15 protein-coding genes are annotated in these 21,647 nt (G+C 70.1%); 10 read left to right on the plus strand and 5 right to left on the minus strand.

Translation table 11 applies throughout. The features are described from left to right. Positions 1 to 31: 31 nt before the first annotated feature. A complete protein-coding gene (locus tag OG624_RS33840; protein WP_371593967.1) occupies positions 32 to 1,192 on the minus strand; it encodes a helix-turn-helix transcriptional regulator in 1,161 nt (386 codons plus the stop codon). A gap of 515 nt (positions 1,193 to 1,707) precedes the next feature. Continuing rightward, positions 1,708 to 2,475, minus strand: a complete 768-nt coding sequence (locus tag OG624_RS33845; RefSeq protein ID WP_266354853.1) for a DeoR/GlpR family DNA-binding transcription regulator — start codon at positions 2,473 to 2,475, stop codon at positions 1,708 to 1,710. 170 nt (positions 2,476 to 2,645) lie between these two features. Between OG624_RS33845 and OG624_RS33850 the strand changes: the two genes are divergently transcribed. The 6 genes from OG624_RS33850 (at position 2,646) to OG624_RS33875 (ending at position 9,986) form a co-directional block, all read left to right on the plus strand. Next, a complete protein-coding gene (locus OG624_RS33850; protein WP_371640201.1) occupies positions 2,646 to 3,872 on the plus strand; it encodes an MFS transporter in 1,227 nt (408 codons plus the stop codon). A 26-nt stretch (positions 3,873 to 3,898) separates the two neighbouring features. Next, positions 3,899 to 4,525, plus strand: a complete 627-nt coding sequence (locus tag OG624_RS33855; RefSeq protein ID WP_266354849.1) for an HAD family hydrolase — start codon at positions 3,899 to 3,901, stop codon at positions 4,523 to 4,525. 223 nt (positions 4,526 to 4,748) lie between these two features. Beyond that, a complete protein-coding gene (locus OG624_RS33860) occupies positions 4,749 to 6,017 on the plus strand; it encodes an aspartate aminotransferase family protein (protein ID WP_352163498.1) in 1,269 nt (422 codons plus the stop codon). After that, on the plus strand, positions 6,014 to 7,000 hold the full coding sequence (locus OG624_RS33865; protein ID WP_244290645.1) for an inositol monophosphatase family protein: 987 nt from the start codon (positions 6,014 to 6,016) through the stop codon (positions 6,998 to 7,000). The genes OG624_RS33860 and OG624_RS33865 overlap by 4 nt, the downstream gene beginning before the upstream one ends. Then, on the plus strand, positions 6,997 to 8,034 hold the full coding sequence (locus OG624_RS33870; RefSeq protein WP_266354844.1) for a zinc-dependent alcohol dehydrogenase: 1,038 nt from the start codon (positions 6,997 to 6,999) through the stop codon (positions 8,032 to 8,034). The genes OG624_RS33865 and OG624_RS33870 overlap by 4 nt, the downstream gene beginning before the upstream one ends. Continuing rightward, entirely contained in the window at positions 8,031 to 9,986 is a 1,956-nt protein-coding gene (locus tag OG624_RS33875) for a beta-galactosidase (RefSeq protein WP_371640202.1), read from the plus strand. The genes OG624_RS33870 and OG624_RS33875 overlap by 4 nt, the downstream gene beginning before the upstream one ends. An 88-nt stretch (positions 9,987 to 10,074) precedes the next feature. Here the strand turns inward: OG624_RS33875 and OG624_RS33880 are convergent, their stop codons facing one another. Continuing rightward, the gene (locus OG624_RS33880; RefSeq protein WP_033215403.1) at positions 10,075 to 11,220 is read right to left on the minus strand and encodes an ABC transporter substrate-binding protein; all 1,146 of its coding nucleotides are present in this window, start codon (positions 11,218 to 11,220) and stop codon (positions 10,075 to 10,077) included. A 122-nt stretch (positions 11,221 to 11,342) separates the two neighbouring features. After that, on the minus strand, positions 11,343 to 14,009 hold the full coding sequence (locus tag OG624_RS33885) for a SpoIIE family protein phosphatase (RefSeq protein WP_033215405.1): 2,667 nt from the start codon (positions 14,007 to 14,009) through the stop codon (positions 11,343 to 11,345). A 370-nt stretch (positions 14,010 to 14,379) separates the two neighbouring features. Between OG624_RS33885 and OG624_RS33890 the strand changes: the two genes are divergently transcribed. The 3 genes from OG624_RS33890 to OG624_RS33900 all read left to right on the plus strand — a co-directional run bounded on the left by OG624_RS33890 (position 14,380) and on the right by OG624_RS33900 (position 18,218). Then, positions 14,380 to 15,945, plus strand: coding sequence for an alpha/beta fold hydrolase (locus OG624_RS33890; protein ID WP_371640203.1), 1,566 nt, complete (start codon positions 14,380 to 14,382; stop codon positions 15,943 to 15,945). 40 nt (positions 15,946 to 15,985) lie between these two features. Next, positions 15,986 to 17,086 (plus strand): serine hydrolase domain-containing protein, encoded by a 1,101-nt coding sequence (locus OG624_RS33895; RefSeq protein ID WP_371640204.1) that lies wholly within the window; start codon positions 15,986 to 15,988, stop codon positions 17,084 to 17,086. A gap of 532 nt (positions 17,087 to 17,618) precedes the next feature. Beyond that, positions 17,619 to 18,218, plus strand: coding sequence for a TOPRIM nucleotidyl transferase/hydrolase domain-containing protein (locus tag OG624_RS33900; protein WP_371640206.1), 600 nt, complete (start codon positions 17,619 to 17,621; stop codon positions 18,216 to 18,218). Positions 18,219 to 18,296: 78 nt separating this feature from the next. Here OG624_RS33900 and OG624_RS33905 read toward each other — a convergent pair whose 3' ends face one another. Further along, the gene (locus OG624_RS33905; protein ID WP_158711728.1) at positions 18,297 to 19,682 is read right to left on the minus strand and encodes a hypothetical protein; all 1,386 of its coding nucleotides are present in this window, start codon (positions 19,680 to 19,682) and stop codon (positions 18,297 to 18,299) included. Between the two features lie 423 nt (positions 19,683 to 20,105). Here OG624_RS33905 and OG624_RS33910 point away from each other — a divergent pair, with 423 nt between their 5' ends. Next, positions 20,106 to 21,518, plus strand: coding sequence for a PIN-like domain-containing protein (locus OG624_RS33910; RefSeq protein ID WP_051762568.1), 1,413 nt, complete (start codon positions 20,106 to 20,108; stop codon positions 21,516 to 21,518). Positions 21,519 to 21,647 lie beyond the last annotated feature (129 nt).

Consider the following 21,647-nt stretch of genomic DNA (forward strand, 5'->3'; position numbering starts at 1 on the left):
CCGCGACAGCCGGACGGTCCCGAAAGTCCCACTAATACGCCTCTTGACGACGCCCGATCCGCTCGGAGAAATCCTCGGTACCGCGATCCCGTGACAGGTGGATCCAGGTGCTCCGGTCCACGGCGCACCCCGGGAATCCGGCCGGGGCCGGCGGTACGGGCACAGTGCCTGACATCGATGTCGAGGCGTCGACGCGGGCATGGGCGCGGGTGTGGGCACCGGCACCGGCGCCGGCGCTCTCCGCCCCGTCGGGTGCGAGCAGCCCGTGCCGGTGGGCCAGGTAGCCGAGCTGGAAGCGGCTCGTCGCGCCGAGTTGACGCATCACGGCGGAGACGTGGCGCTGGCAGGTACGCACCGAGATGCCGAGGGCGCGGGCCGTGGCGCGGTCGTCGTCGCCCTGCATCAGGTGCTGCAGGACGGAACGCCTCGCCTGGTCGGCGACGTCCTGGATGAAGGCCTTCTCGCGCGGTCTGCCGATGGGCTCGCCCGTCGCCCACAGCAGGTCGAACATCTCGGCGACGAACGCGACCAGGTCGGGGCTACGGACGAGCAGGGCCCCGCCCGCCGTTTCCGGGAGCGGGAGGGCGAGCAGGGAGCGGTCGAAGACCAGGCACCGGGTCAGGCCGCCGGACACCGTCCTCGCCTCGGCCCCGAGGGCCGCCAGCTCCGTCTCGTACCGCACGGTCGGCGGGTCGAAGCGGGCCGAGTGCTGGTACAGCGTGCGCACGGGGACTCCACGGGCGAGCAGGTCCCGGTGCCGGAGGCGGGTAGGGCGCAGCTCGTCCTCGGGCAGCGGGCCGCCCGGTTGCGCGCAGAGCACCTCCCGCGTGCAGGCCGCGGACTGCCGGTCGAGGACGCGCCGCAGCTCGGCCGCCGACTCGATCCGCTCCAGCGGCGGCCCTTCCAGGGCGCGTTGGCGTGCGGCGTGCACGATGGCCAGCTCGGCGAGCTGGCCCCGCATGCGCAGCAGGTCGAGTTGGGCGCCCTGGACGCGTTCCTCCCACCGTTTGAGCAGGCGCGCGGAGACCTCGGTGGGGTCGGTGGCCGCGAAGCGGTCGGGGCCGATCCGTCGCACCAGGCCGCTGGAGACGAGGGCGTCGAGGGTCCGGGCCATGGCGTCCGGTTCCGCCCGTGCGCGCACCTGGCTTCCCTGGAGGGGCCCGTGTTCCGCGAACTCTCGGTAGAGGGCCATCTCCTCGGACGTGAGCTCGCGGGGTCGGTCACGGTCCTGCGGGCGTTGCGGCGCGCCTGATTTCATTTCGCTGCCCTCTCGTTCGCATCCGTCGCGATCGCGATGCTAGGAGACTCCGCGGCGGCCCTGCGGCCCCAGGAACATGTATCGGACACGCTTCTTGTGGGCGGGATCCGAGGGGGAGGGTGGGGCAAGAGCCTTGATCCGGTGCGGAATTCGCCGGACGGGGCGAACCGGGCGCCCGGACGGCGCCGGACGGCGGACCCCGATGGGGATGGCCGGAACGCGTAGGAGTCCCTCCGGAGATTGCGGCACGTTCTTGCTGTCGTCTTTCTGACAGGCGGTAAGACGACGGTCGCAGCCCATTGGCGGGCGGCCGTCCGCCCCTCGATGCTGATCGGGGCGCGCCGATCGGGGATGCGCACCGCCCGGAAAGGTGCCCACGCATGGAACCCAGACGACCGGCCGGCCCTGCGCACCGAGGCCGCCGGGGCCGCCGGGGTCGAGTGCAGGGCTCAGTCTTCCGCCGGATGGACCACCTCGACCCCTTGGTCGCGCAGCACCTCGATCACGGGGGAGTCCGCGGGGGCGTCCGTGACCACGAGGGCGATCTCTTCCATGGCGCAGATGCGGCCCAGCGCCACCCGGCCGATCTTGTCGGCGGTCGCGACGAGGATCACGCGTTGCGCCGAGGCGACCGCCGCCCGCTTCACCTGGACGTCGTCGAGGTTGTAGGCGGTGGCGCCCTGGACGGGATCGACCCCGCAGCATCCCAGGACGAACGTGTCGAAGCACAGGTCCTTGAAGGTCTGTACGGGTGTGGAGCCGTAGAAGGACAGCTCCTCGGGGCGCACCTGCCCGCCGGGCATCACCAGGTGGATGCCGGGGTGCGCGGACAGGGTGAAGGCCGCGTGCAGTGAGAGGGGGGCGACGGTGAGTTGGCGGTGCGCCATGGCCTTGGCGACGGCCACGGCGGTGGTGCCGGTGTCCAGCGCCACGGTCTCGCCGTCGGTGAGCAGGTCGACCACGGCGCGCGCGAGCCGCTCCTTGGCCTGCGATCCGGACATGGCCCGGATCGCGTAGGGAGGCTCGACGCCGCCGGGCAGGCTGCTCACCGCGCCGCCGCGCACGCGGCGCAGTGCTCCCCGGGACTCCAGTACCTCCAGGTCCCGGCGGACGGTCATCTCGGACGCCCCGGTGGCCTGCGCCAGCTCGGCCACCGTCGCGCGGTTCTGCCGCATGAGCAGCTCCACGACGAACTTGTGCCTCTCCATCACGTTCATGTGTCTGCTTTTAGCACAGATGAGGGCGACGGATGGCTGGGATGTGCGTTTCGAACATTCGATTTGTTGAAACGAACATTCAGGATGTGTAGCTTGTGCGGAACGGTGGGAACTTCCCGCCGCTGTGAACGTTGATCGTGTTCATTCGGCCGTGACCGATGAGGAGAGCCATGACCGCCACCCATGAGGCCGAACTGCCGGAAGGGGGGAAGCCCCTCCTCACCCCCGTCGCGATCGGCGCCTCCTGCCTGGCGTTCGTCGTGATCGGCGCCCTCCAGGCGCTCTACGGCCCGGCGATCCCGGCCCTGCGCGACGAGTTCGGCATCAGTCCGGCCGTGGCCGGGCTCAGCCTCAGCGCCCACTTCGTCGGCGCCCTCCTCGGCGTGCTGATCTACCACCTCCTGCGAGGCCGCCTGAACAACCGGGTGCTGCTCGGCGGCTCCTACGTACTCATGGCCGCCGGCGCCGCCGCCTTCGCCTTCTCCCCGAGCTGGACCCTCGCCCTCGCCGGCACCTTCGTCATCGGCCTGGGCTTCGGCGGCATCGACTACGGCCTCAACCAGCTCTTCGCCGTCGGCTTCGGCCACCGCAGCACCGCCATGCTCAACCTGCTGAACGGACACTTCGGCATCGGCGCGATCGCCGGCCCCGCCCTGATCGGCTGGCTCGGGGCGGACAGCTACCCGGAGATCTTCATCGGCACCGGCGTGATCAGCCTGCTGATCCTCGTCACCCTCGGCGGAGTCGCCGCCCGGGAGCCCGCCCCCGCCCCCGCGGAAGGCGCCCCGGCCGGCGGCGCCCGGGTGCTTCCGATCATCGGGGTGTTCATCGGCGTCTACGTCCTGCACGTCGCCATCGAGACCGGCGTCGGCGGCTGGGAGCCCACCCATCTCGAAGCCGTCGGATACGGCGCCGCCACCGCCGCGACCGCCACCTCCGCCTACTGGGCCGCCATGACCGTCGGCCGGTTCGTCGCCGCGCCCATCAGCCTGCGCTGGTCCGCGCCGTCGATCCTCCTCGTCTGCTGCGTCGGCATGGCCGGCTTCCTCCTCCTGGCCACGGTCCCGGCCCTCGCCCCGTACGCGTACTTCGGCGTCGGCCTGATGATCGCGCCGATCTTCCCGACCTGCCTGCCCTGGCTCAACCGCGCCGTGCCCGGCGTGGGCGCCGCCGGTGCCTACGTGATCGCCGCCTCGATGATCGGCGGCGTGGCGTTCCCGCCCCTGCTGGGCACCGTCATCGACACGATGGACGTGAGGACGGTGCCGCTGCTGCTGTTCCTGCTCGCCGTCGTCTGCGGCGTGCTGAGCCTGTGGCTGCGCCGCAACGCACCCGACCCCGGTGGCGTGTCCGGATCGCGCGACTCCGGGCGTACGGACGCCGTCACCCCCCTGTGAACCCGTAGAACGTGAGGAACCGAAGGATGAAAGCCGTCCTCTTCGACATGTTCGGTGTCATCGCGCGTGTCCAGTCACCCGAGTCCATGCGCCTCCTGGAACGCACGGCCGGCGCCGACCCCGACCGCTTCTGGGTGGCGTACTGGTCCGAGCGGCCCCCCTACGACCGCGGCGAGGTCACCGGTCCCGGCTACTGGCAGGCGGTGTTCGCGCGGCTCGGCGGCCCGCTCGACCGGCGGCTGACCGAGGAGCTGATCGCCGCCGACCTCGCGAGCTGGAGCGAGATCGACCAGGAGGCCGTGGACCTGCTCGGCCTCCTCGCGGACCAGGGCGTCGTGCTCGGCCTGCTCTCCAACATCCCCGAGGACCTGGCGGCCCGCTACGAGGCCACCCAGCCGTGGCTGCAGCGGTTCGCTGTCCGCGGCCTCTCCTGTCGGATCGGCAGCGCCAAGCCCGAACCCGCCGCCTACGAGTGGTGCGTCCGCGAGCTCGGACTGCCGCCCGAGGAGATCCTCTTCGTCGACGACCGCGCCGAGAACGTGCACGCGGCGCTGCGACTCGGCCTCCAGGGGCATGTCTTCACCTCGCCCGAACGGCTGCGGGACACGCTGGGGCGGCGTCGAGGTGACCGAAACGGACAGCGAGGGGAGTGAAAGAGATCTACATCTCCAAATCGCCACTTGTCAGGCCGAGTTGGAATGTGATCATATGAAAGAGAAGGCGCTGCCGTGAGATCCCTGTCTGAAACGGGTGAAGTATCCGGGCCGCCCCCCACCGGCATCACATCGCCGATTCCCACCTCTTTTCCATTGGGCGTGAGTTGTCTTTCCTCCGTCCAGATTCCGACCTTTCGAACGACCCGTGTGAGAGGGACCGATGGAAACCAAGGACGTTACCGAGCACATCTATTACCCCGTCAGCGACCACAAGATGGCGCGGGGTGAGGGTGTCTACCTCTACGACGAGGACGGCAGGCGCTACCTCGACTGCGCGTCGGCGACCTTCAACCTGAGCCTGGGATACTCCCACCCGGCCGTCGTCGCCGCCATGAAGGACCAGCTCGACAAGGTGGTCCACATCACCTCGTCCTACCAGAGCGACCCGGTCAACGGCCTGGTCCGGCGCCTGGTCGAGGTCTCTCCGGACAATCTGACGAAGGTGCACCCCAAGGTCTCGGGCGGCTCCGCCGCCAACGAGGGCGCCATCAAGATGGCCCAGATGGCCACCGGCAAGTCCGAGGTCATCACGCTGTTCCGCAGCCACGTGGGACAGACGATGATGATGACGTCGATGTCCGGCAACGCATTCCGCCGCGAGCCGTTCCCCAACCTCTTTCCCGGTAGCCTCCAGGTTCCCGACCCGTACTGCTTCCGCTGCTTCTACGGGCAGAAGCAGGGCTCCTGCGGAATGATGTGCGTGGACCGGCTGGAGGATTTCGTCGACTACGCCAGTTCCGGCCGGGTCGCCGCCGTCCTCATCGAGCCGATCTCCGGAAACGGCGGCAACATCGTCCCGCCGGACGGCTACATGCAGAAATTACGCGCCTTCTGCGACGAGCAGAACATCGCCCTCATATTCGACGAGATCCAGACGGGCATAGGCCGTACCGGCCACATGTTCGCGGCCCAGTACTTCGACGTCGAACCCGACGCCATCACCACCGCCAAGGGCCTCGGCGGATCGGGCGCGCAGGTCGCCGCCATCCTCACCAACGAGCGGCTCGCCGGCCTCCCCGCGAACCACCACTCCTTCACCTACGGCGCCAACCTGCTGGCCGCAGCCGCTGCCAATGTCACCCTCGACATCGTGCGTCAGCCCGCGTTCCTGGCGAACGTCACCCGCACGGGCGGATACATCATGGAACGCCTGAACGACATGAAGCGTCGCTACCCGCAGATCGTCGACGTCCGCGGCGTCGGACTGATGATCGGCTTCGAGATCGCCGAGGCCGACGGCAAGCCCGCCGTGAAGCTCACCAACCACCTGGCCACCAAGGCCATGGACCACGGCCTGATCCTGCGCACCTCGCGCTACGGCTACGGCAACGTCCTCAAGATCCGCCCGCCGTTGATCCTCACCATGGACCAGGCCGAGGAGATCTGCGACAACCTGGAGAACCTCTTCCTCACGGAGCTGGCCCGATGACCGCTGCCGACCCCATGACCGCCGGCAACCCGATGAAGCGGCTGCTCATCTCCCTCGGGCAGCACGTGCGCGCCGAACTCCTCGCCTACGAGGCCACCGGCCGCGCCCGCAGCGTCCACGGCGACTCGCCCGGCGGCGACGCCCAGTTCGACGTCGACGAGGTGGCCGAGAAGGCCGTACTGGACTTCCTGCGCGCCCACGCCCACGTCCCCGCGGCCCTCTACACCGAGGACGGCTCCTACGTGGAGCTCGCCCCCGAGCCGCAGATCCTCCTCGTCGTCGACCCCATCGACGGCACCCGCCCCACCTCGGCCGGTCTCGAAATGGGCATGGTGTCCATCGCCGCCGCCCCCTACGGCGACGGCGCACCCACCCTCGCCGACGTCGACGCCGCCTGCCTCGTCGAGATCAAGAGCGGCGCCTGGCTCTACGGCGACGACACCGACGGCCTCGACAGCGGCGGCTTCACCACCCCGGTCCCACGCCTGAGCCGCAACACCGACCCGACCCACATGTTCTGGTCGATCGAGTTCAACGGCCACCCGATGGACCTGATGACCCAGGCGTACGGCCACCTCGTGGACAGCTCGGCCAACACCGGCGGCATCTTCGTCTTCAACAGCAGCACCTTCTCCATCTCCCGCATCATCACCGGCCAGCTCGACGCCTACGTCGACATCGGCAACCGCGTGCTGCGCGACCACCCGGACACCGAAGAAGCGTTCCTGCGGGTCGGCCGCGGCTCGATCCTGCACCTCTTCCCCTACGACATCGCCGCCGTCGTCCACCTCGCCCGGCACGCCGGCGTCGTCATCACCGACGCCTACGGCGACGACCTCGGCAGCACCTCCCTGGTCGACCTCGGCCCGATGAACCAGAAGTCCTGCATCGCCGCCGCCACCCCCGAACTCCACAAGCAGCTCCTCGACACCATCCGCTGGGACCTGGGCCGCGCCGCCGCGCCCGCGAGGGAGGAATCATGAAGGCCCTGACGCTCACCGCCGACCGCACGCTCACCCTCGTCGACCACCCCAAGCCGGAACCGCGGGCCGCGGACGACCTCGTCATCCGCGTCACCCAGAGCGGCATCTGCGGCACCGACCGCAGCGTCCTCGTCGGCAAGTTCCCGGCCGAGACCGGTGTCGTCATGGGCCACGAGGCCGTCGGCGTCGTCGACTCCACGGGCCCCGGCGTCACCCGATTCGCCGTCGGAGACCGGGTCATCGTCAACCCCACCCTGTACTGCGGCACCTGCCCCACCTGCCTCGAAGGCCACTGGAACTTCTGCGCCCGCAAGGCCGGGACCGAGGTCGGCCTGGACTACGACGGCTCCTTCGCCGAGTTCATCCGCCTCCCCGAGCTGTTCTGCCACGCGATTCCCGACGACATGGACTTCGACCGCGCCGTCGTCGTCGAACCCCTCGCCTGCGCGCTCAACAACATCGAGGCCGGCCGGCTGGCCGCCGGGGAGACCGCCGTCGTCGTCGGTGGCGGCCCCATGGGCGTGGTCACCGCCATGGCCGCCCAGCGCTACGGCGCCACCGTGCTCCTCGTCGAACCCGATCCGGTACGCGGCCGGCTCGGCCAGGAGATTTTCGACGCCCCCGAGTTCGGCGGCCGCGTCACCGTCCACACCCCCGACGACCCCGCCCTCACCGGACGCGGCGACCTCGTCGTCGACTCCGTCGGCAACCTCCTGGAGCAGAGCATCGGCTACGCCGCCGTACGCGGCCGCGTCGTCGTCATGGGCTTCAACAGCAACGCCTCCGCCACCGTCCGGCCGCTGACCCTGCTCCAGCGCGGCCTGCAGATCATCGGTGCCGGCGACTACAACAGCATGATCTTCCCCAAGGCCGTCGAACTGGCCCGGCGGCTGCCGCTGGAGCGCGTGGTCACCCACCGCTTCGCCCTCGCCGACCACGAAGAGGCGTTCAAGGCCCTCGCCGCCGTCCCCGGCGCCGAGTACACCGCCCTGAAGGTCGTCCTCGTACCCCCGCACGACGAGGCCGTCGCATGAGCCCCGCCCCGCGCACCCCGCGTACTTCGCGCACCCCGCATACTTCGCTCGCCGAAGCGCTCGTGCCCGGCACCACCCGGCCCGTCGTCGTCGGCGAGTACCCGTACTACCGGGCCGCCCCCGCCCACTGGGCCGGCGACCTGCGCGCCCTGCGTGCTCTCGGCGTGGACGTCGTCTCCTGCTACCTCCCGTGGCGCTTCCACGAGATCGGCGACCCGCTCCTCGGGGCGGCGGGCGATCGCGCCTTCGACTTCACCGGGAAGACCGACCCGCAGCGCGACATCGTCGGACTGCTGGAACTGGCCGCGGCCGCCGGGCTCGGCGTCCTCCTCAAGCCCGGTCCCTTCATCCACGCCGAGGTCCAGCTCGGCGGGCTGCCCGACCGCCTCTGCGGCCCCGGGCACACCCCCTACCAGGGGTTGGACGGCACCGTCCTCACCTCCCAGGGCAAGCCGCTGCCCAGCCTGCTCGACCCGGCCGTCCAGGCCGAGACCGAGGCCTGGCTGAAGGCCGTCGCCGACGAGGTCGTCACTCCGGCCGCCGCCCCCGACGGCCCCGTCGTCGCCCTCCAGCTCGGCAACGAGGGCACCTGCGGCGACGCCCACCTCCCCGTGGACGCCCAGGACGCCTCGCCGCCCGCCCGCCGGGCCTTCGCCCGATGGCTCACCCGGCACGGCCTGCCGAACGAGGCCGCCCTCGCCACCGAGGACGTCACCCGGTGGACCGGCGCCACGCGGCAGCAATGGGCCCGCTGGTCCGGGCACGCCGTCGTCGGCCTCTGGGACCGGATCTCCGCGCTCTTCCCCGAAGGCCCGGCCCGGCTCGCCAACGTCCCGCTCACCGAGATCACCGCGCCACGCGCCGCCCTCGACGCCTGGGCCGCCCGGCAGCGCGCCGTCCAGGGCTCCGGGTACTTCGTCGGCCACACCGAATGGATCGGCAACCCGGCCAAGGAGACCGCCGCCTTCGGTTCCCACCTGGCCGGGATCCTCCTCGGAGGCACCGACGTGGTCGAGGCGAACTGGGGGTTCACCTGGACCGACGAGTCCTTCGCCCGGCCGGCGACCCCCGTCTTCAACGCCCTGCTGGCCCTCCTGCTGGGCTCCACCACCGTCAGCGTCTACACCGCCTGCGCCACGGAGACCTGGGGCCCGCTCGTCGACATGGACCCCGACGGACTGCGCGCCGAAGGGGTGGATCCCGCCCTGCACGCACCGCCCTACACCCCCGGCGCACCGCTCGCCGAGGGCGGCGCCCACCAGGCCAACGCCCAGGGCCTGCGGCTGCTGGCCACGTTCCTCGAACGCCACGGCCACCTGCTGTCCGACTCCGTCCTGGACCGCGACGCGGTGGTCCTCGTCGACCGGGCCCTGCCCGAAGCCGGCGCCTGGCAGCGCGCCGGCCGCACCGTCCTCGCCGAACTCGCCGACGCCGTGCATGGCCAACTGGCCGACTCCGGACGGCTGATCGGGCTCGGCTGGCTCGGCGAGCAGCCGGCGTTTGCCGCCGACGGCACCCCCGTACCCGTCGCCGTGCTGCGCGCCGGACCCCCCGACGGTGACGGGCCCGGCGAGCTGACGCTCCCGGCCGGCGAGCCCGCGGCCGGCGCGGTCGGCGCCTTCCTCGCCGCGTTCGCCGCCGCGCTCCCCGCCCCCGCAGGCCCGCGTCCGACCGCGGCGCGGGGCAGGGCCCGCGTCCTGAGCCGGTCCGGCCGGGGCGGCGTCCGCGTCATCGGCGCCTTCAACCCCACCGACGCCGCCGACCGGGTCACCGGCTCCGGTACCGGCGGAGGTTGGACGCTGGACCTGCCCGCGGGCTCCGCGGCCGTCCTCGTCACCCGCGACGGCGCACTCCTGGGATGGCTCGCCACCCCCGAGGAGCCGTCCGCCACCCCCGTCGCCCTCGTGTGGGGCGGCGAACAGGCCGACGCGACCCGCGTCCGAGCCTCCTGAGAACCCGGGCGGCGGGGGAGCGTACCTGACAGCGCGCCCCCCGCCGCCCGGCCCTTTGTTCCGTGCGGCAGCGCCGGTCGGCCCGGGCTCAGCCGGTGACGTCCTTGGCCCAGTTGCGGTTGACGGTCTCCCGGGCCTTCTCCCGTTGGCCCTCCGTCGGGAACGTCGGTGTGCCCTCGACCGTCGGCAGATTCTCCGCGGCGGCCTTGTCGAGGGTGCCGTCCTCCGCCATGGCGTCCATGAGGACGGGGCGCGCGTAGGCCCCGAGCCGCAGGTTCTGGCCCTCCGGGCTGAAGAGGTACTCCTGCCACAGGCGGGCCGCCGCCGGGTGCGGGGCGTCCCTGTTCACCGCGCTCGCGTAGTACTCGGCGAAGCTGCCGTCGAAGGGGATGGCGGTCCGCCAGTCGACGTCCACGCCCTTCTCCCGGAACTGGTCGGCGTATCCGAGGTTGAGGAAGTCCCAGTCGATGCTGATCGGGGTCCGGCCCGTCGCGATCGTCTCCGGTGAGGACTCGATCGGGATGAAATTGCCGTTCTTGCTGAGCTCGGCGAAGAAGTCGATCCCGGGTTGGATGTTGCCGAAGGACCCTCCGTTCGCCAAGGCCGCCGCGTACACGCCGGCGAAGGCGGAGCCGGAGTTGGTGGGGTCGCCGTTGAGCGAGATCTGGCCCTTGTACTCGGGCTTGCGCAGATCCGCGAAGGTCGAGGGGCAGTTCTTCACCCGCTTGGCGTCACAGCCGATCGAGATGTAACCGCCGTAGTTGTTGGCCCAGCGGGCACGCTTGTCCTTCTGTTCCTCGGGGATCTGGTCGAACTCCGCGACCTCGTACGGAGCGAGCAGGCCTTGGCGGGCCGCCGACTGGGCGAACGAGTCCCCCACGTCGATCACGTCGGGGGCGCGCCCGTCGCGCCGGTGCTCCTTCAGCGCGTCGATCTCGTCCTGGCTGGTGCCGTCCGGGTTCTCCACACCGACCTTGATCCCGTACTTCTTCTCGAAGCCGTCGATCAGCGCGCCGTAATTGGCCCAGTCGCGCGGGAGGGCGATCGCGTTGAGCACGCCCTCCTTCTTCGCCGCCGCGGTCAGTGCCGCCATACCGCCGGCGTCCGCCGCGGAGGTGGCCTTCGCGGGGGCACTGGGCGCGGCGACAGGCTTGTCGCCGCAGGCGGCGAGGGGCGCGCCTGCGAGGGCCAGGAGGACGGCGACGAAGGCTGTCCGGAGACGGGGTGTGGGCACAAAGGCTCCATAACGGGCGAACGCGTACCGATCGAGGCCAGCGTACGTTCGCCGGCCTCGGCGGCGCAGTCCCGGACCGTGGTGTCCGCCGTCTTCCTTGCGGCTGCCGTAGCGGCGCGGTCTCAGAGCCCCTCGTCGTCCCACCCGGCCAGGAGTGCCTCCCCGAGATCCATCGAGGCCGGAGTGTCCCCCGCGTCCAGCGCCTGCTCGCTCCAGATGATCTTGCCGCGGGCCGTGTACCGGGTGCCCCAGCGCTCGGCGAACTGCGCCACGAGGAACAGACCCCGGCCGCCCTCGTCGGTGTCCGCGGCCCGACGCAGGTGCGGGGAGGTGCTGGACCCGTCGGAGACCTCGCAGACCAGGTAGCGGTCGTACAGCAGCCGCACCCGGATGGGCTCGGTGCCGTAGCGGATGGCGTTGGTCATCAGCTCGCTGAGGATGAGCTCCGTGGTGAACGAGATGTCCTCCAGACCCCACTCCACCAGTCGGCGGGCGCAGGCGTTGCGCACCGGGGACACGGCCGCCGGATCGGGCTCCACGTCCCATTCGGCGATCCGCTCCGGATCCAGCAGGCGGGTGCGGGCCACCAGCAGCGCGACGTCGTCGCTGGGCCTGGAGGGCAGCATCGCCTCGATGACCGCCGTACAGGTCTCGTCCGGGGTAAGGGCGGGCCCGGACAGGGCGGTCCGCAGCGCTGCCAGGCCGGCGTCCGGATCACGGTCGCGGCTCTCGATCAGCCCGTCGGTGAAGAGCGCCAGCCGGGAGCCCTCGGGCAGGGTGAGCGTCATGGTCTCCATGGGCATTCCCGCACCCAGGCCCAGCGGCGGGGAGACCGGCACCTCGGGGAAGGACACGCTTCCGTCGGGGTCGACGAGAGCGGGGCCCGGATGCCCGGCGCTGGCCGCGATCACCTGCCCCGAGACGGGATCGTAGATGGCGCACAGGCACGTGGCCCCGGTGATTCCCTGCCACTCCTGCTCGTCGGTGTCGATGTGGGCGACCAGCTCGTCCAGGTGGCTGAGGAGCTCGTCCGGGGGCAGGTCGAGGGTCGAGAAGTTGTACACGGCGGTCCGCAGGCGGCCCATGGTGGCGGCCGCGTAGAGACCGTGACCGACGACATCGCCGACCACCAGCGCCACCCGGGTGCCCGGCAGCGGGATGACGTCGAACCAGTCACCGCCCACCCCGGCCTGGGCGGCCAGATAGCGGTGCGCGACCTCGACGGCGGACTGCTCCGGCACGCCCCGGGGCAGCAGGCTGCGCTGCAGGGTCACCGCCATGTCGTGCTCGCGGGTGTACCGGCGGGCGTTGTCGACGGACAGCGCGGCACGGGCGGTCAGCTCCTCGACGAAGGACACGTCCTCCCCGTCGAACGGCGGGGAGTCCTGCCCCCGCCAGTAGCCGACCATGCCCAGCACCACGCCCCGGGCCCGCAGGGGCACGACGATCAGGGAGTGGATGCCGCGATCCAGGATCTGCGCGGCGTTGGCCTGGTGCTGGGCCCGCCAACGGTGGGAGGCCCGCAGGTCCGCCTCCAGGACCGCGCGCCCGCCGGCCAGCCCGGCGGCCATCGGGCCGGTGGGCCCGAACCGGATCACCTCGCCGACGGGTGAGAGCGGATGGTCGCCCCCCATGCCGAGGACGGCGGTGCGGCGCATCTCGGTGATCACCTCGGGCGGCTCCTCGCCGCGCAGCACCGGGTCGAGCAGGTCGACCGTGACCACGTCGGCGAACCGCGGGACCGCCACCTCCGCCAGTTCCTCCGCGGTGCGCTCCACGTTCAGCGTCGTGCCGACCTGCACCCCCGCGTCGTACAGCAGCTTCAGCCGCTCGCGGGCCACCTCGGCCCGGCCGGCGAGAGCCCGCAGCTCCGTGGTGTCGCGCAGCGTGACGACCGTCCCGGCCTTCCCGAAGGGGGCGGTGGGCCGGATGTTCACCGCCAGCAGCCGATCGGCCGCCATGTGCAGCTCGTCGGTCGCGGAACGGCCCGAGGCGATCTGTTCGGCGATCCCCTCCTCCAGCCCCAGGTCCATGACCGGCCGCCCCTCCGCGTCCGCCGGCAGGTCCAGCAGCCGCCGCGCCTCGTCGTTGGCCAGCAGCAGCCGTCCGCCGCCCCCGATGATCAGCACGCCTTCCCGTACGGCGTGCAGCACCGCGTCGTGGTGCTCGTACATGCTCGTCATCTCGGCCGGACCCAGGCCGTGGGTCCGGCGCAGCAGCCGACGGCTCACCAGGGCCGTCCCGCCCGCGGACAGGGCGAGCACCCCGGCCGCGGTGCCCAGGACGACCGGCAGCTGCCCGTTCACCATGCTCTGGACGTTCTGGACCGTGACGGGCGAGGACACGACGGCGACGACCTTGCCGTCGTCGTCCTTGACCGGGACCACCGAGACCACGGACTGTCCCAGGGACCCGGCGAACGTCTCGGTGAAGGACGTGCCGGCCGCCGCCTTGGAGAAGGGGCCGACGACGCGCTTGCCGATCTGCTTCTTGTCGCTGTGGGCGAGGGTGACCCCGTCGAGCGTGTACACGTTGATGCCGTCGACCTGGGCGATCTTCGCGGCCGCCTGGGCGCTCGGCTGGAGCTCCGCGCTCGGGTGGGGGCTGCGTACGGCGGCGACGATCCCCGGAGACTCCGCGAACGATCCGGCGGCGGCGAGGGTACGGTGCCGCGCGTCCAGCATCGCGGAGCTCCGGGCCTGCACCACGAGCGCCACGACCGCGGCGGCGACGAGCAGGATCACGACGGCCAGCTGGAGGAGGAACACCTCGCCGGCCACGCTGCGCACGCTCAGGAGGGAGGAAAGGCGCTGCGGCCGTCGGGCCGCCCCTCCCTTGGCGGGCGGGGCGTGTTCCTGGCGCTCCGGGCGGTGCCCTGGACGAGGAGGCCGAGCGCGAGCGGAGGAGCTCATGGCAGAACCGAGCAGCCGGCGCCGGAGTGCTCCCGGAATTTGCTCATACTCCATCCTCCAACCTCTGCGGGTTGTCGGCAGCGGGGGCGGGCGGCGATCCGCACCGCGCGGGTGCGGTGCACGTGGCCGGTGGCCGTCCGTGTGCACGCGTTCGGACCAGCCGGTAACGTCGAATACGTGCGTTCCGCCCATACCGCCGCTGCGTCGCCCGGTGGCCGGCCGTCGATCGGCAGAGGAACGGGATCACATGGCAGAGCACAGGTACCGCGAAGGGATTGCGGTCGCCGGGGCCGGTCTGGCCCTCCTTGCGGCATTCGGCCCGACATCGGCGGGCGCCGCCCCACACACCGCCGACACCGCCACCCTCACCGGCCCCGCCGGGGCCGTCGCGTCACGTTTCGTGCCGGGTCCTTGCCCCACGACGCCCGAGCCGATCGAGGCGCTGGCGACCGCCCGGTGCGGATTCCTGGAGGTCCCCGAGAACCGTGACCGTCCCGACGGTCGGACCGTCCGACTGGCCGTCGCGGTCATCCCGGCCGCCTCGGCGAAGCCCGCCCAGGATCCCGTGGTGTTCATGTCGGGCGGCCCCGGTGGCGAGACCTTCGACGACATCCCGTTCCTCGTGTCCTCCGGCCTGAACCGGGACCGCGACCTGATCGTCATGGCCCAGCGCGGCAATCTCTACGACGAGCCGAACCTCGCCTGCCCGGAGCTGGACCACTTCTACGCCACGTCCGTCGGCCTCCCTTCCTACGCACCGCGGACGGAAAGGCTCATGCTCGACGCGGTGAAGAAGTGCCGGGCCCGTCTGACGGCCGACGGAACCGACCTCAGTGCCTACAACAGCACCGAGAACGCCGCCGACTTCGCCGACCTGCGCACCGCGCTCGGCCTCAAGGAATGGAACGTCTACGGCCACTCCTACGGCAGCAACCTGGCCCTGACCTACCTGCGCCTGCACCCCCAGGGGATCCGCTCCGTGGCCTTCGACTCCATCGCCCCTCCGCAGGACGTCTCCCTGCCCTTCGCCTGGGCCGGAGCCCGGGAGGGCCTCGAAAACCTCTACAAGGCCTGCGCGGCGGAGCCCGCTTGCAAGAGCCGCTACCCGGACCTCGAACGCACCCTGAACGAGCAGGTGCGCAAGCTGGAGGCCCACCCCCTGACGCTGAACGTCGAGCCGCCGCAGGGCGGTGACCCGGTGAAGGTCGTCCTCGACGGCGGCGCACTGGTGAACCTGCTGGTGGCCAAGGCGATCCCGTTCGCCGAGGTCCCGGCGGCGATCGACGAACTCGCCCACGGCCGTCCGGAGCGCTTCGCCCGGGCCCGCGCCGCCGGCTCGGTCCCCGTCGTCGGCCAGAGCGCCCACGGTCTGACGAACTCGGTGGTGTGCAGCGAGTGGGTGCCGGACCACTCGGCGTCCGACGTGCTGAACGCGGGCCGCCGGGCCTTCCCCGACTGGCCGGACCAGGTCCTGGCCCAGGCACCTCAACTGGCCTTCCAGGACCAGGTGTGCCGCGTCTGGAACGTCCCGGACCGCACCGCCACGGTGCGGGTGGCGCCCGTCAGCTCCGTGCCGACCCTCTTCATCAACGGCACGGGCGACATGAAGACCGGGGCGAGCTGGGCACAGAAGACCGCCCGTACGCTGCCCCGTTCGACGGCTGTCCAGGTCCCCGGCATCGGTCACTGGGTGGTCCCGCAGTCGCCCTGCGCCCAGAAGGTGCTGGCTTCCTTCCTGACCCGTCCGACCGCGCCCGACACCGGATGCGTGGCGGACCTCGGCTGGGAACCGTTCACGATCACCCCGAAGTGAACCGGTTCGCGGATCCCTGGGAAGAAGAAGGTGGTGTCCCGTGAAGCGGACGGTCGCCCTGCGCACCGCCGGAAGCGCCATGATCGCCGTGGCGGTGCTGTCCGGTGCCGCGCACCCGCAGACCTACGCGACCGGCGACGACCGCGAGAAGCGCAGCGCGGCGGTGCTCCAGGAGTTGGTGCCTTCTCCTGACGGCCCCGGCTGTGCGGCGGCCGTCGGCGAACGGGGAAGCGTCGTCTGGGAGGCGGGGAGAGGGAAGGCCGATCTGACGACCGGGCGCGCCATCACCCCGAAGACCGTCTTCGACATGGCGTCCAACTCCAAGCAATTCACCGCGGACGCCGTCCTTCTGCTGGCCGGACGGCACCGGCTCGCGCTGGACGACCCCCTGTCCGCATACCTCGACGACCCGCCCGCCTGGACGCGGGACGTCACGCTGGGCGACCTGATGCGTCACACCAGCGGCATCACCGACTACCAGGATCTGCTGGAGGCCAAGGGCATCGAGGTGACGGATCCGGCCGGCCAGAAGGAGGCGATCGCGGCCATCCTCGCCTCCCGGCCGGAAGAACCCCCGGGCAAGCGCTTCTCCTACTCCAACTCCAACTACGTCCTCCTGGCGCACGTCGTCGAGCGGGTGACCGGCACGCCGTTCCCGACCTTCCTCCAACAGGAGTTCTTCACCCCGCTGCACCTGCGCATGACGTTGTCCCCGGCGGTGGACGTCCCCGGCAAGGCGAAGTCGTACGACGAGAAGGACGGCTCCTTCCGGCCCAACTCCTCCCCCTGGAAGCAGTACGGGGACGGCTCCGTCCAGACCACCCCCGGAGAGTTCGTCCGCTGGGCCGACAACTACCGCACCGGTCGCATCGGCGGAGCGCCACTGCTCACCGGAGTCACCGAGGGAGCGGTGAGTGTGGGCGACGTCCTGCGCGGGCGCGGTATCGAGGAAGGCCGGTACGGGGCCGGAATCCTCCTTCTCCCCGACAAGAGCCTGGTGCATCGCGGCGACTGGGAGGGATTCCACAGCACCTTCAAGGTGAGCCCGGACCGGAACACCGCGGTCACCGTCGTGTGCAACGTGGATTCGCCGGACCATTTCCGCGCGGCGAACCGACTGATGGACATCTGGTCCGCATGACCGCCGGAATCCGTCCGCCGACCGATTCGACGGGGGCCCCGGCCGTCGCCGCCGGTCGACCGGGGAGGGCCTGGGGGAGCTGACCGGAGAAGCGAACCGTTGTAGGCTCCGAGCACTGCCCTTGACCTGCGTAAAGCAGGCAGGGAGCCGACAATCCGGGAGTTTCTCCATGCTTCGTACCATGTTCAGGTCCGACATCTAGCATCTGGGTATTTCCGCAGGTCACAGGCATGGTGTGAGGTTTGAAGGCAGCAAATACTCAGCATGGGTCTGGACTGGGTCCGGTAACTGCTTACCGACGGGACTGGCCGCGGCGGCGGCTCCGGATGGTCTCCCTGCCAGCACTGGAAGATCCCCCTGCGTGCCCGACAGCTCGTCCGTGAGTGGGGTCGTTCTTCGATCCCTGCGCTGGCGCCAACGGTGCTCGCTGCCCGTACACCTACGCGACCCGCCTCCGCAAAGGCGTCCAAGTGATCATGTCCGCCCCAACCAAGCCCTGCGCGGCCCAGAGCGATGCCTCGGGAGGCCCAGGGTGCTGCACCGTGGGTTCTTCTCTCATGCGGCGGTGCTGGGCGAGGGAACGACCGATGGCGCGCTGCTCGAGGGCTGTGCTGAGCGGAATGGGGTCAACCTCGGTGCCGAGGGAATCACCTTCGTCGACGTGACCGGCAGGGACGACCTCCTGCTTAGCCACGCGATCTGCTCGGCGATGTGCATACCCTGCCACGTGATCTTCGACGGTGACGCCGGTCTGGAGGAGCGCAAGCGCGGGTCGGTTCGGCACCTAGACAGGGAGAACCGAAGAGAGAAGAAGGAGGCAGCTTTCGAGCAGCAGGCGCGCAAGATCTCGGGGAGCAACGCCGACCTGCTCGGCTATCTGCGGGAGTCCCGGTCGCCGTGGCCGGCGACGGGTTCGGCCAGCGTGTACACAGTGTGCGAGGACAACCTGGAGACGAATCTCGGGGAGACCTGGCCCTCCTGGGGAGAGCGGAAACAGCAGCTCATCGACAAGGGCGAGGGCGTTTCGGACAAGAATGCGGCCACGTATCGGGAGGCGGCCCGCACGGCCGATTCGGATCCGCCGTACGTGCTTCAGGCGATGCTGGAGAACGTCAGGGGGATGGTTCGCTGACACCTGGGCTCACCCGGCGTCAGGACCGGTGGCGGGCGCACACGGCGCACTCCACCGGCCCCGGTGCGCAGAGTGACCTCAGTCGCACGCCCGTGACGTCTTCTCCGTCACCACCACGTCCTCCAGACGCGCGGAGAGAGACTTGCCTCGCTGCGGATCCCACAGCCAGATCCGGTCGCCGGACGGTCCGAAGGTCAGCAACGGGCGCGTGGTAGCAAGCGGTCCATTGAAGACGGCGATCTCCTTGTTCAGCGGCTTTACGCAGACGAGAGTGCCCTCGGCCCCGTAATACGGAGCGGGGTTACGGCCGGATGCTGCGGCCGTCTGCGCACGAGATGCGGCACCCTGCGCTCCGAGTAGACCCGCGACCAGCGTTATGCCCACAACGAAGAGACTCATGAGCGGGACACCGACCCGTACGACCCCTTGGGCGTTGACCCACTGGTGGTAGTGACGCATCCACCCTGCGAAGGACACGACCACCAGGGCGAGTCCGGCGGCGATACCGACCGGCTTCAGCGAGGCGGCGTACGACCAGTACACCGAAACCTGGATCGCCTCCGACGGAATGCCGAACCCGCATCTGAGGTACGTCGTATGCAGCAGCCCTCCGAACCAGGGCAAGCTGAGCGCCAGCGCCGGGACGAGCGCCGGAACCATCCAGTTGGCATTGCGGCTGAACCAGGAGTGCGCGAACGCGTACGCAAGGCCGTACAGGACCAAGCCGGCTATGACAATTCCAAGCACGGCGTACAAGGTCATGCGCCCGGCCTCAGTTGGAGGGCCGGGCGAGACGACGGCGAAGAGGAACCCGGAAACGGTCAATGGCCACGCAGCCATGGCACCCCATGCCAGTTGTACTGCCAGAGGGGGTTCCTCACGATGGCGGGTCAATTCACGCCCCACGGGCCACGCCAGAGTGCACGCGATGAGGAGCGGGGGGATGGCGTTCAACCCGCCCACGACAGCGATGGCGCATCCGCATGCGATCCCCACGAGGAGGTAGGCCAGCAAGGGCAGGACCACACGCCAGGCCGGAGTCTCGGGGCCGGGAGGTGGATCGGCCGGGTCCTGACCGTGCATTCCTGTGGGAATACGCAACTGATGAGTCGCGGAGTCGTAGGGGCGTTGGGTAAGAGCTCCGCGCTCCAAGAGCTCGGCAACTGCCTCGACAGACGGCCGTCCGTGCTGCTTGACAAGTCGTACGGTCGTCACCAGGCCCAGCACAGAACACCAGTCGAAGAAGCGATGCAGGAAGCCCGGCTGATCGGAATGCGCAGGCGGCGCATCCCGACGCCTGCTGTAGGCATGCAGGACCGTCCGGTGATCCAAGGACAGCTCATGCTCGATCAGGGCCGCATCCATTACCCACATCCCCGCCTGATGTCGTCGTGCCAGACCCTCGATCTCCGAGACTGCTGCCTGCACAGCCCCGAACCGCGCCCCGTGCAGGCGGACTTCCACGAGCAGCCCCTGCCGACCGCTCCCCAGCACGTCCCCTTCTCTGTCGCATGGCACCCAAGGCCGTACTGACCACCCCCGCCCCTCCAGTAGTTGCGTAGACAGCACCGACTCCTCCGGTCTGTCGACCACCGCGACAAGTACCTCGACCCGCCGATTGAACGGCTCAACAGGCATTGTCGACTGCATCGGAAGTGCGCTTTCCTCCCGGCCGCCGGAATTACCACCACCTTGCTGTGCAGGAACCGCCCTCCCCGTCGTGCGCCGAGACACCCACCCTGTTGGTAACACTCCACACCTCCGTGACCACATTTCGCTCCAGCTCGGAAATGGCCGAGACGGCACTCCCGTACCAAGGCTGACCCTGGAACCATGCCTCCCATGCCGCGGGCATGTACCGGGTCAACGAGGGGAACGCGCAGCAGTATGGGGTACAAGGACCATCCGGAAGATCAGGTCACCGGGCGTGGGATCTTCGACTGTGACGGGGCTCACCGCACCCCCCTCAAGAGCGACTACGAGCGGGTCTTTCAGTCCGGCATGGTCGTCCTCGATACAAACGTGCTGCTCAACCTCTACCGTTCCAACGCACGCACCCGGCAGGACACCTTCGCCGTCCTCACCAAGCTCCGCGACCGGCTGTGGGTACCGCATCAGGTGCTCACCGAGTTCTGGCGCAATCGCGAGCTGAAATCGATCCGCCATCACCACAGCACTCGGGCGAAGGAGACCTCCCTCGCCCTCGACAAGGCACGCAGGTCCGCGCACGACGCCGTCGACCGCTGGATGAAGGACGTTCGTCTCAAGCAGGACGAGGGCGTCACCCTGCGCATAGACGAGGGGCTCAAGACTCTGGCTGAGGCGATTGACGGGCTGCGGGAGATCATCGACGCACAGGCGGAGCGAGATGCCCTGCTGGGCACGGCCGAGACCCACACTGACCCCGTGCTGGCCGAACTGGAACCGCTCCTACAGGGCCGTATTGGCGAGCCGTTGGCGACCGATGAGTACGACAAAGCGGTGCAGGCAGCGCAGAAGCGAGCGGACGAGGAGATTCCTCCCGGGTACGAAGACTTCAAGACGAAGCCGCCGGAGCGCGCAGCGGGCGACTACCTCCTCTGGGTGCAGCTCCTCCAGGAGGCGCAGAACCGTGCAGGCGACGTTCTGCTGGTCACTGGTGACGTTAAGAAGGACTGGTGGCATCCGAGGGACGGCGACGTCCCCGCTCGCCCCCGAGCCGAACTGTTGGTGGAGCTGCGCGAGCAAGCCGGTGTACAGCTCTACATGCTGACCCCTGCCGAACTGCTCACGCGGGCCGAGGAACTGCTCGATGGGCTCGATGTCGACAAGGATTCGGTCGACGAACTGGAACAGCTCCGCGAGGCCGACCGCGATCGTGAGGAAATGACGGTCGAGACCGGCTGGACACGCCAGTCCCTGGGCGCTTTCGTCGATCACCTTCGTGTGCGCTACCCGGCGCATGCGAAGGTGATCATCGCGGCCGCGGCGAACGGCGGCTTCGTGGACCGAGCGACCGTGTACGACCTGGCCGGATATCCGGACGAACGGCAGCTCAAGGGGTTCACCCGCCCGATCAGCACCGTGGCACGGGAGCTGGAAGACCAAGGCTTGCTGACCGGCGAGGAGTCCTTCCTCCTCCACACCATCTACGGTTCGGTGACGGAGCCCTCATGGGCCACTGGCTTCCGGATTCCGGATGAGGCTGTTCCGATCCTCTTGGAGACGTTCGTGGAGCCGGGGCGGTCGCCGCAGTCCCCCAAGAGTGATGGCGACCTCCCCGGTGACGGGTCGCGGTCCTCAGAGGTCGAGCGGCAGTAGGTCGGGGGCTGCACATCCGTGCGGTGGCCCCGTCTCCCAAGGCTGAAATCGCTCACTCGCCCCGGTCTCGTCCCCGTGCCACAGAAGTGGGAGCGGATCAAGGGCAGGGGGTGAGCGCCCATGTCCCTT

Origin of the sequence: Streptomyces virginiae (assembly GCF_041432505.1) — a bacterium.
In the GTDB taxonomy this organism is placed as follows: Bacteria; Actinomycetota; Actinomycetes; order Streptomycetales; family Streptomycetaceae; genus Streptomyces; species Streptomyces virginiae_A.

Coding starts and splice junctions, on each gene's coding strand:
- OG624_RS33890 (WP_371640203.1), top strand. CDS start 14,380: ATGGCAGAGCACAGGTACCGCGAAGGGATTGCGGTCGCCGGGGCCGGT.
- OG624_RS33850 (WP_371640201.1), top strand. CDS start 2,646: ATGACCGCCACCCATGAGGCCGAACTGCCGGAAGGGGGGAAGCCCCTC.
- OG624_RS33910 (WP_051762568.1), top strand. CDS start 20,106: ATGGGGTACAAGGACCATCCGGAAGATCAGGTCACCGGGCGTGGGATC.
- OG624_RS33875 (WP_371640202.1), top strand. CDS start 8,031: ATGAGCCCCGCCCCGCGCACCCCGCGTACTTCGCGCACCCCGCATACT.
- OG624_RS33860 (WP_352163498.1), top strand. CDS start 4,749: ATGGAAACCAAGGACGTTACCGAGCACATCTATTACCCCGTCAGCGAC.
- OG624_RS33845 (WP_266354853.1), bottom strand. CDS start 2,475: ATGAACGTGATGGAGAGGCACAAGTTCGTCGTGGAGCTGCTCATGCGG.
- OG624_RS33870 (WP_266354844.1), top strand. CDS start 6,997: ATGAAGGCCCTGACGCTCACCGCCGACCGCACGCTCACCCTCGTCGAC.
- OG624_RS33840 (WP_371593967.1), bottom strand. CDS start 1,192: ATGGCCCTCTACCGAGAGTTCGCGGAACACGGGCCCCTCCAGGGAAGC.
- OG624_RS33855 (WP_266354849.1), top strand. CDS start 3,899: ATGAAAGCCGTCCTCTTCGACATGTTCGGTGTCATCGCGCGTGTCCAG.
- OG624_RS33865 (WP_244290645.1), top strand. CDS start 6,014: ATGACCGCTGCCGACCCCATGACCGCCGGCAACCCGATGAAGCGGCTG.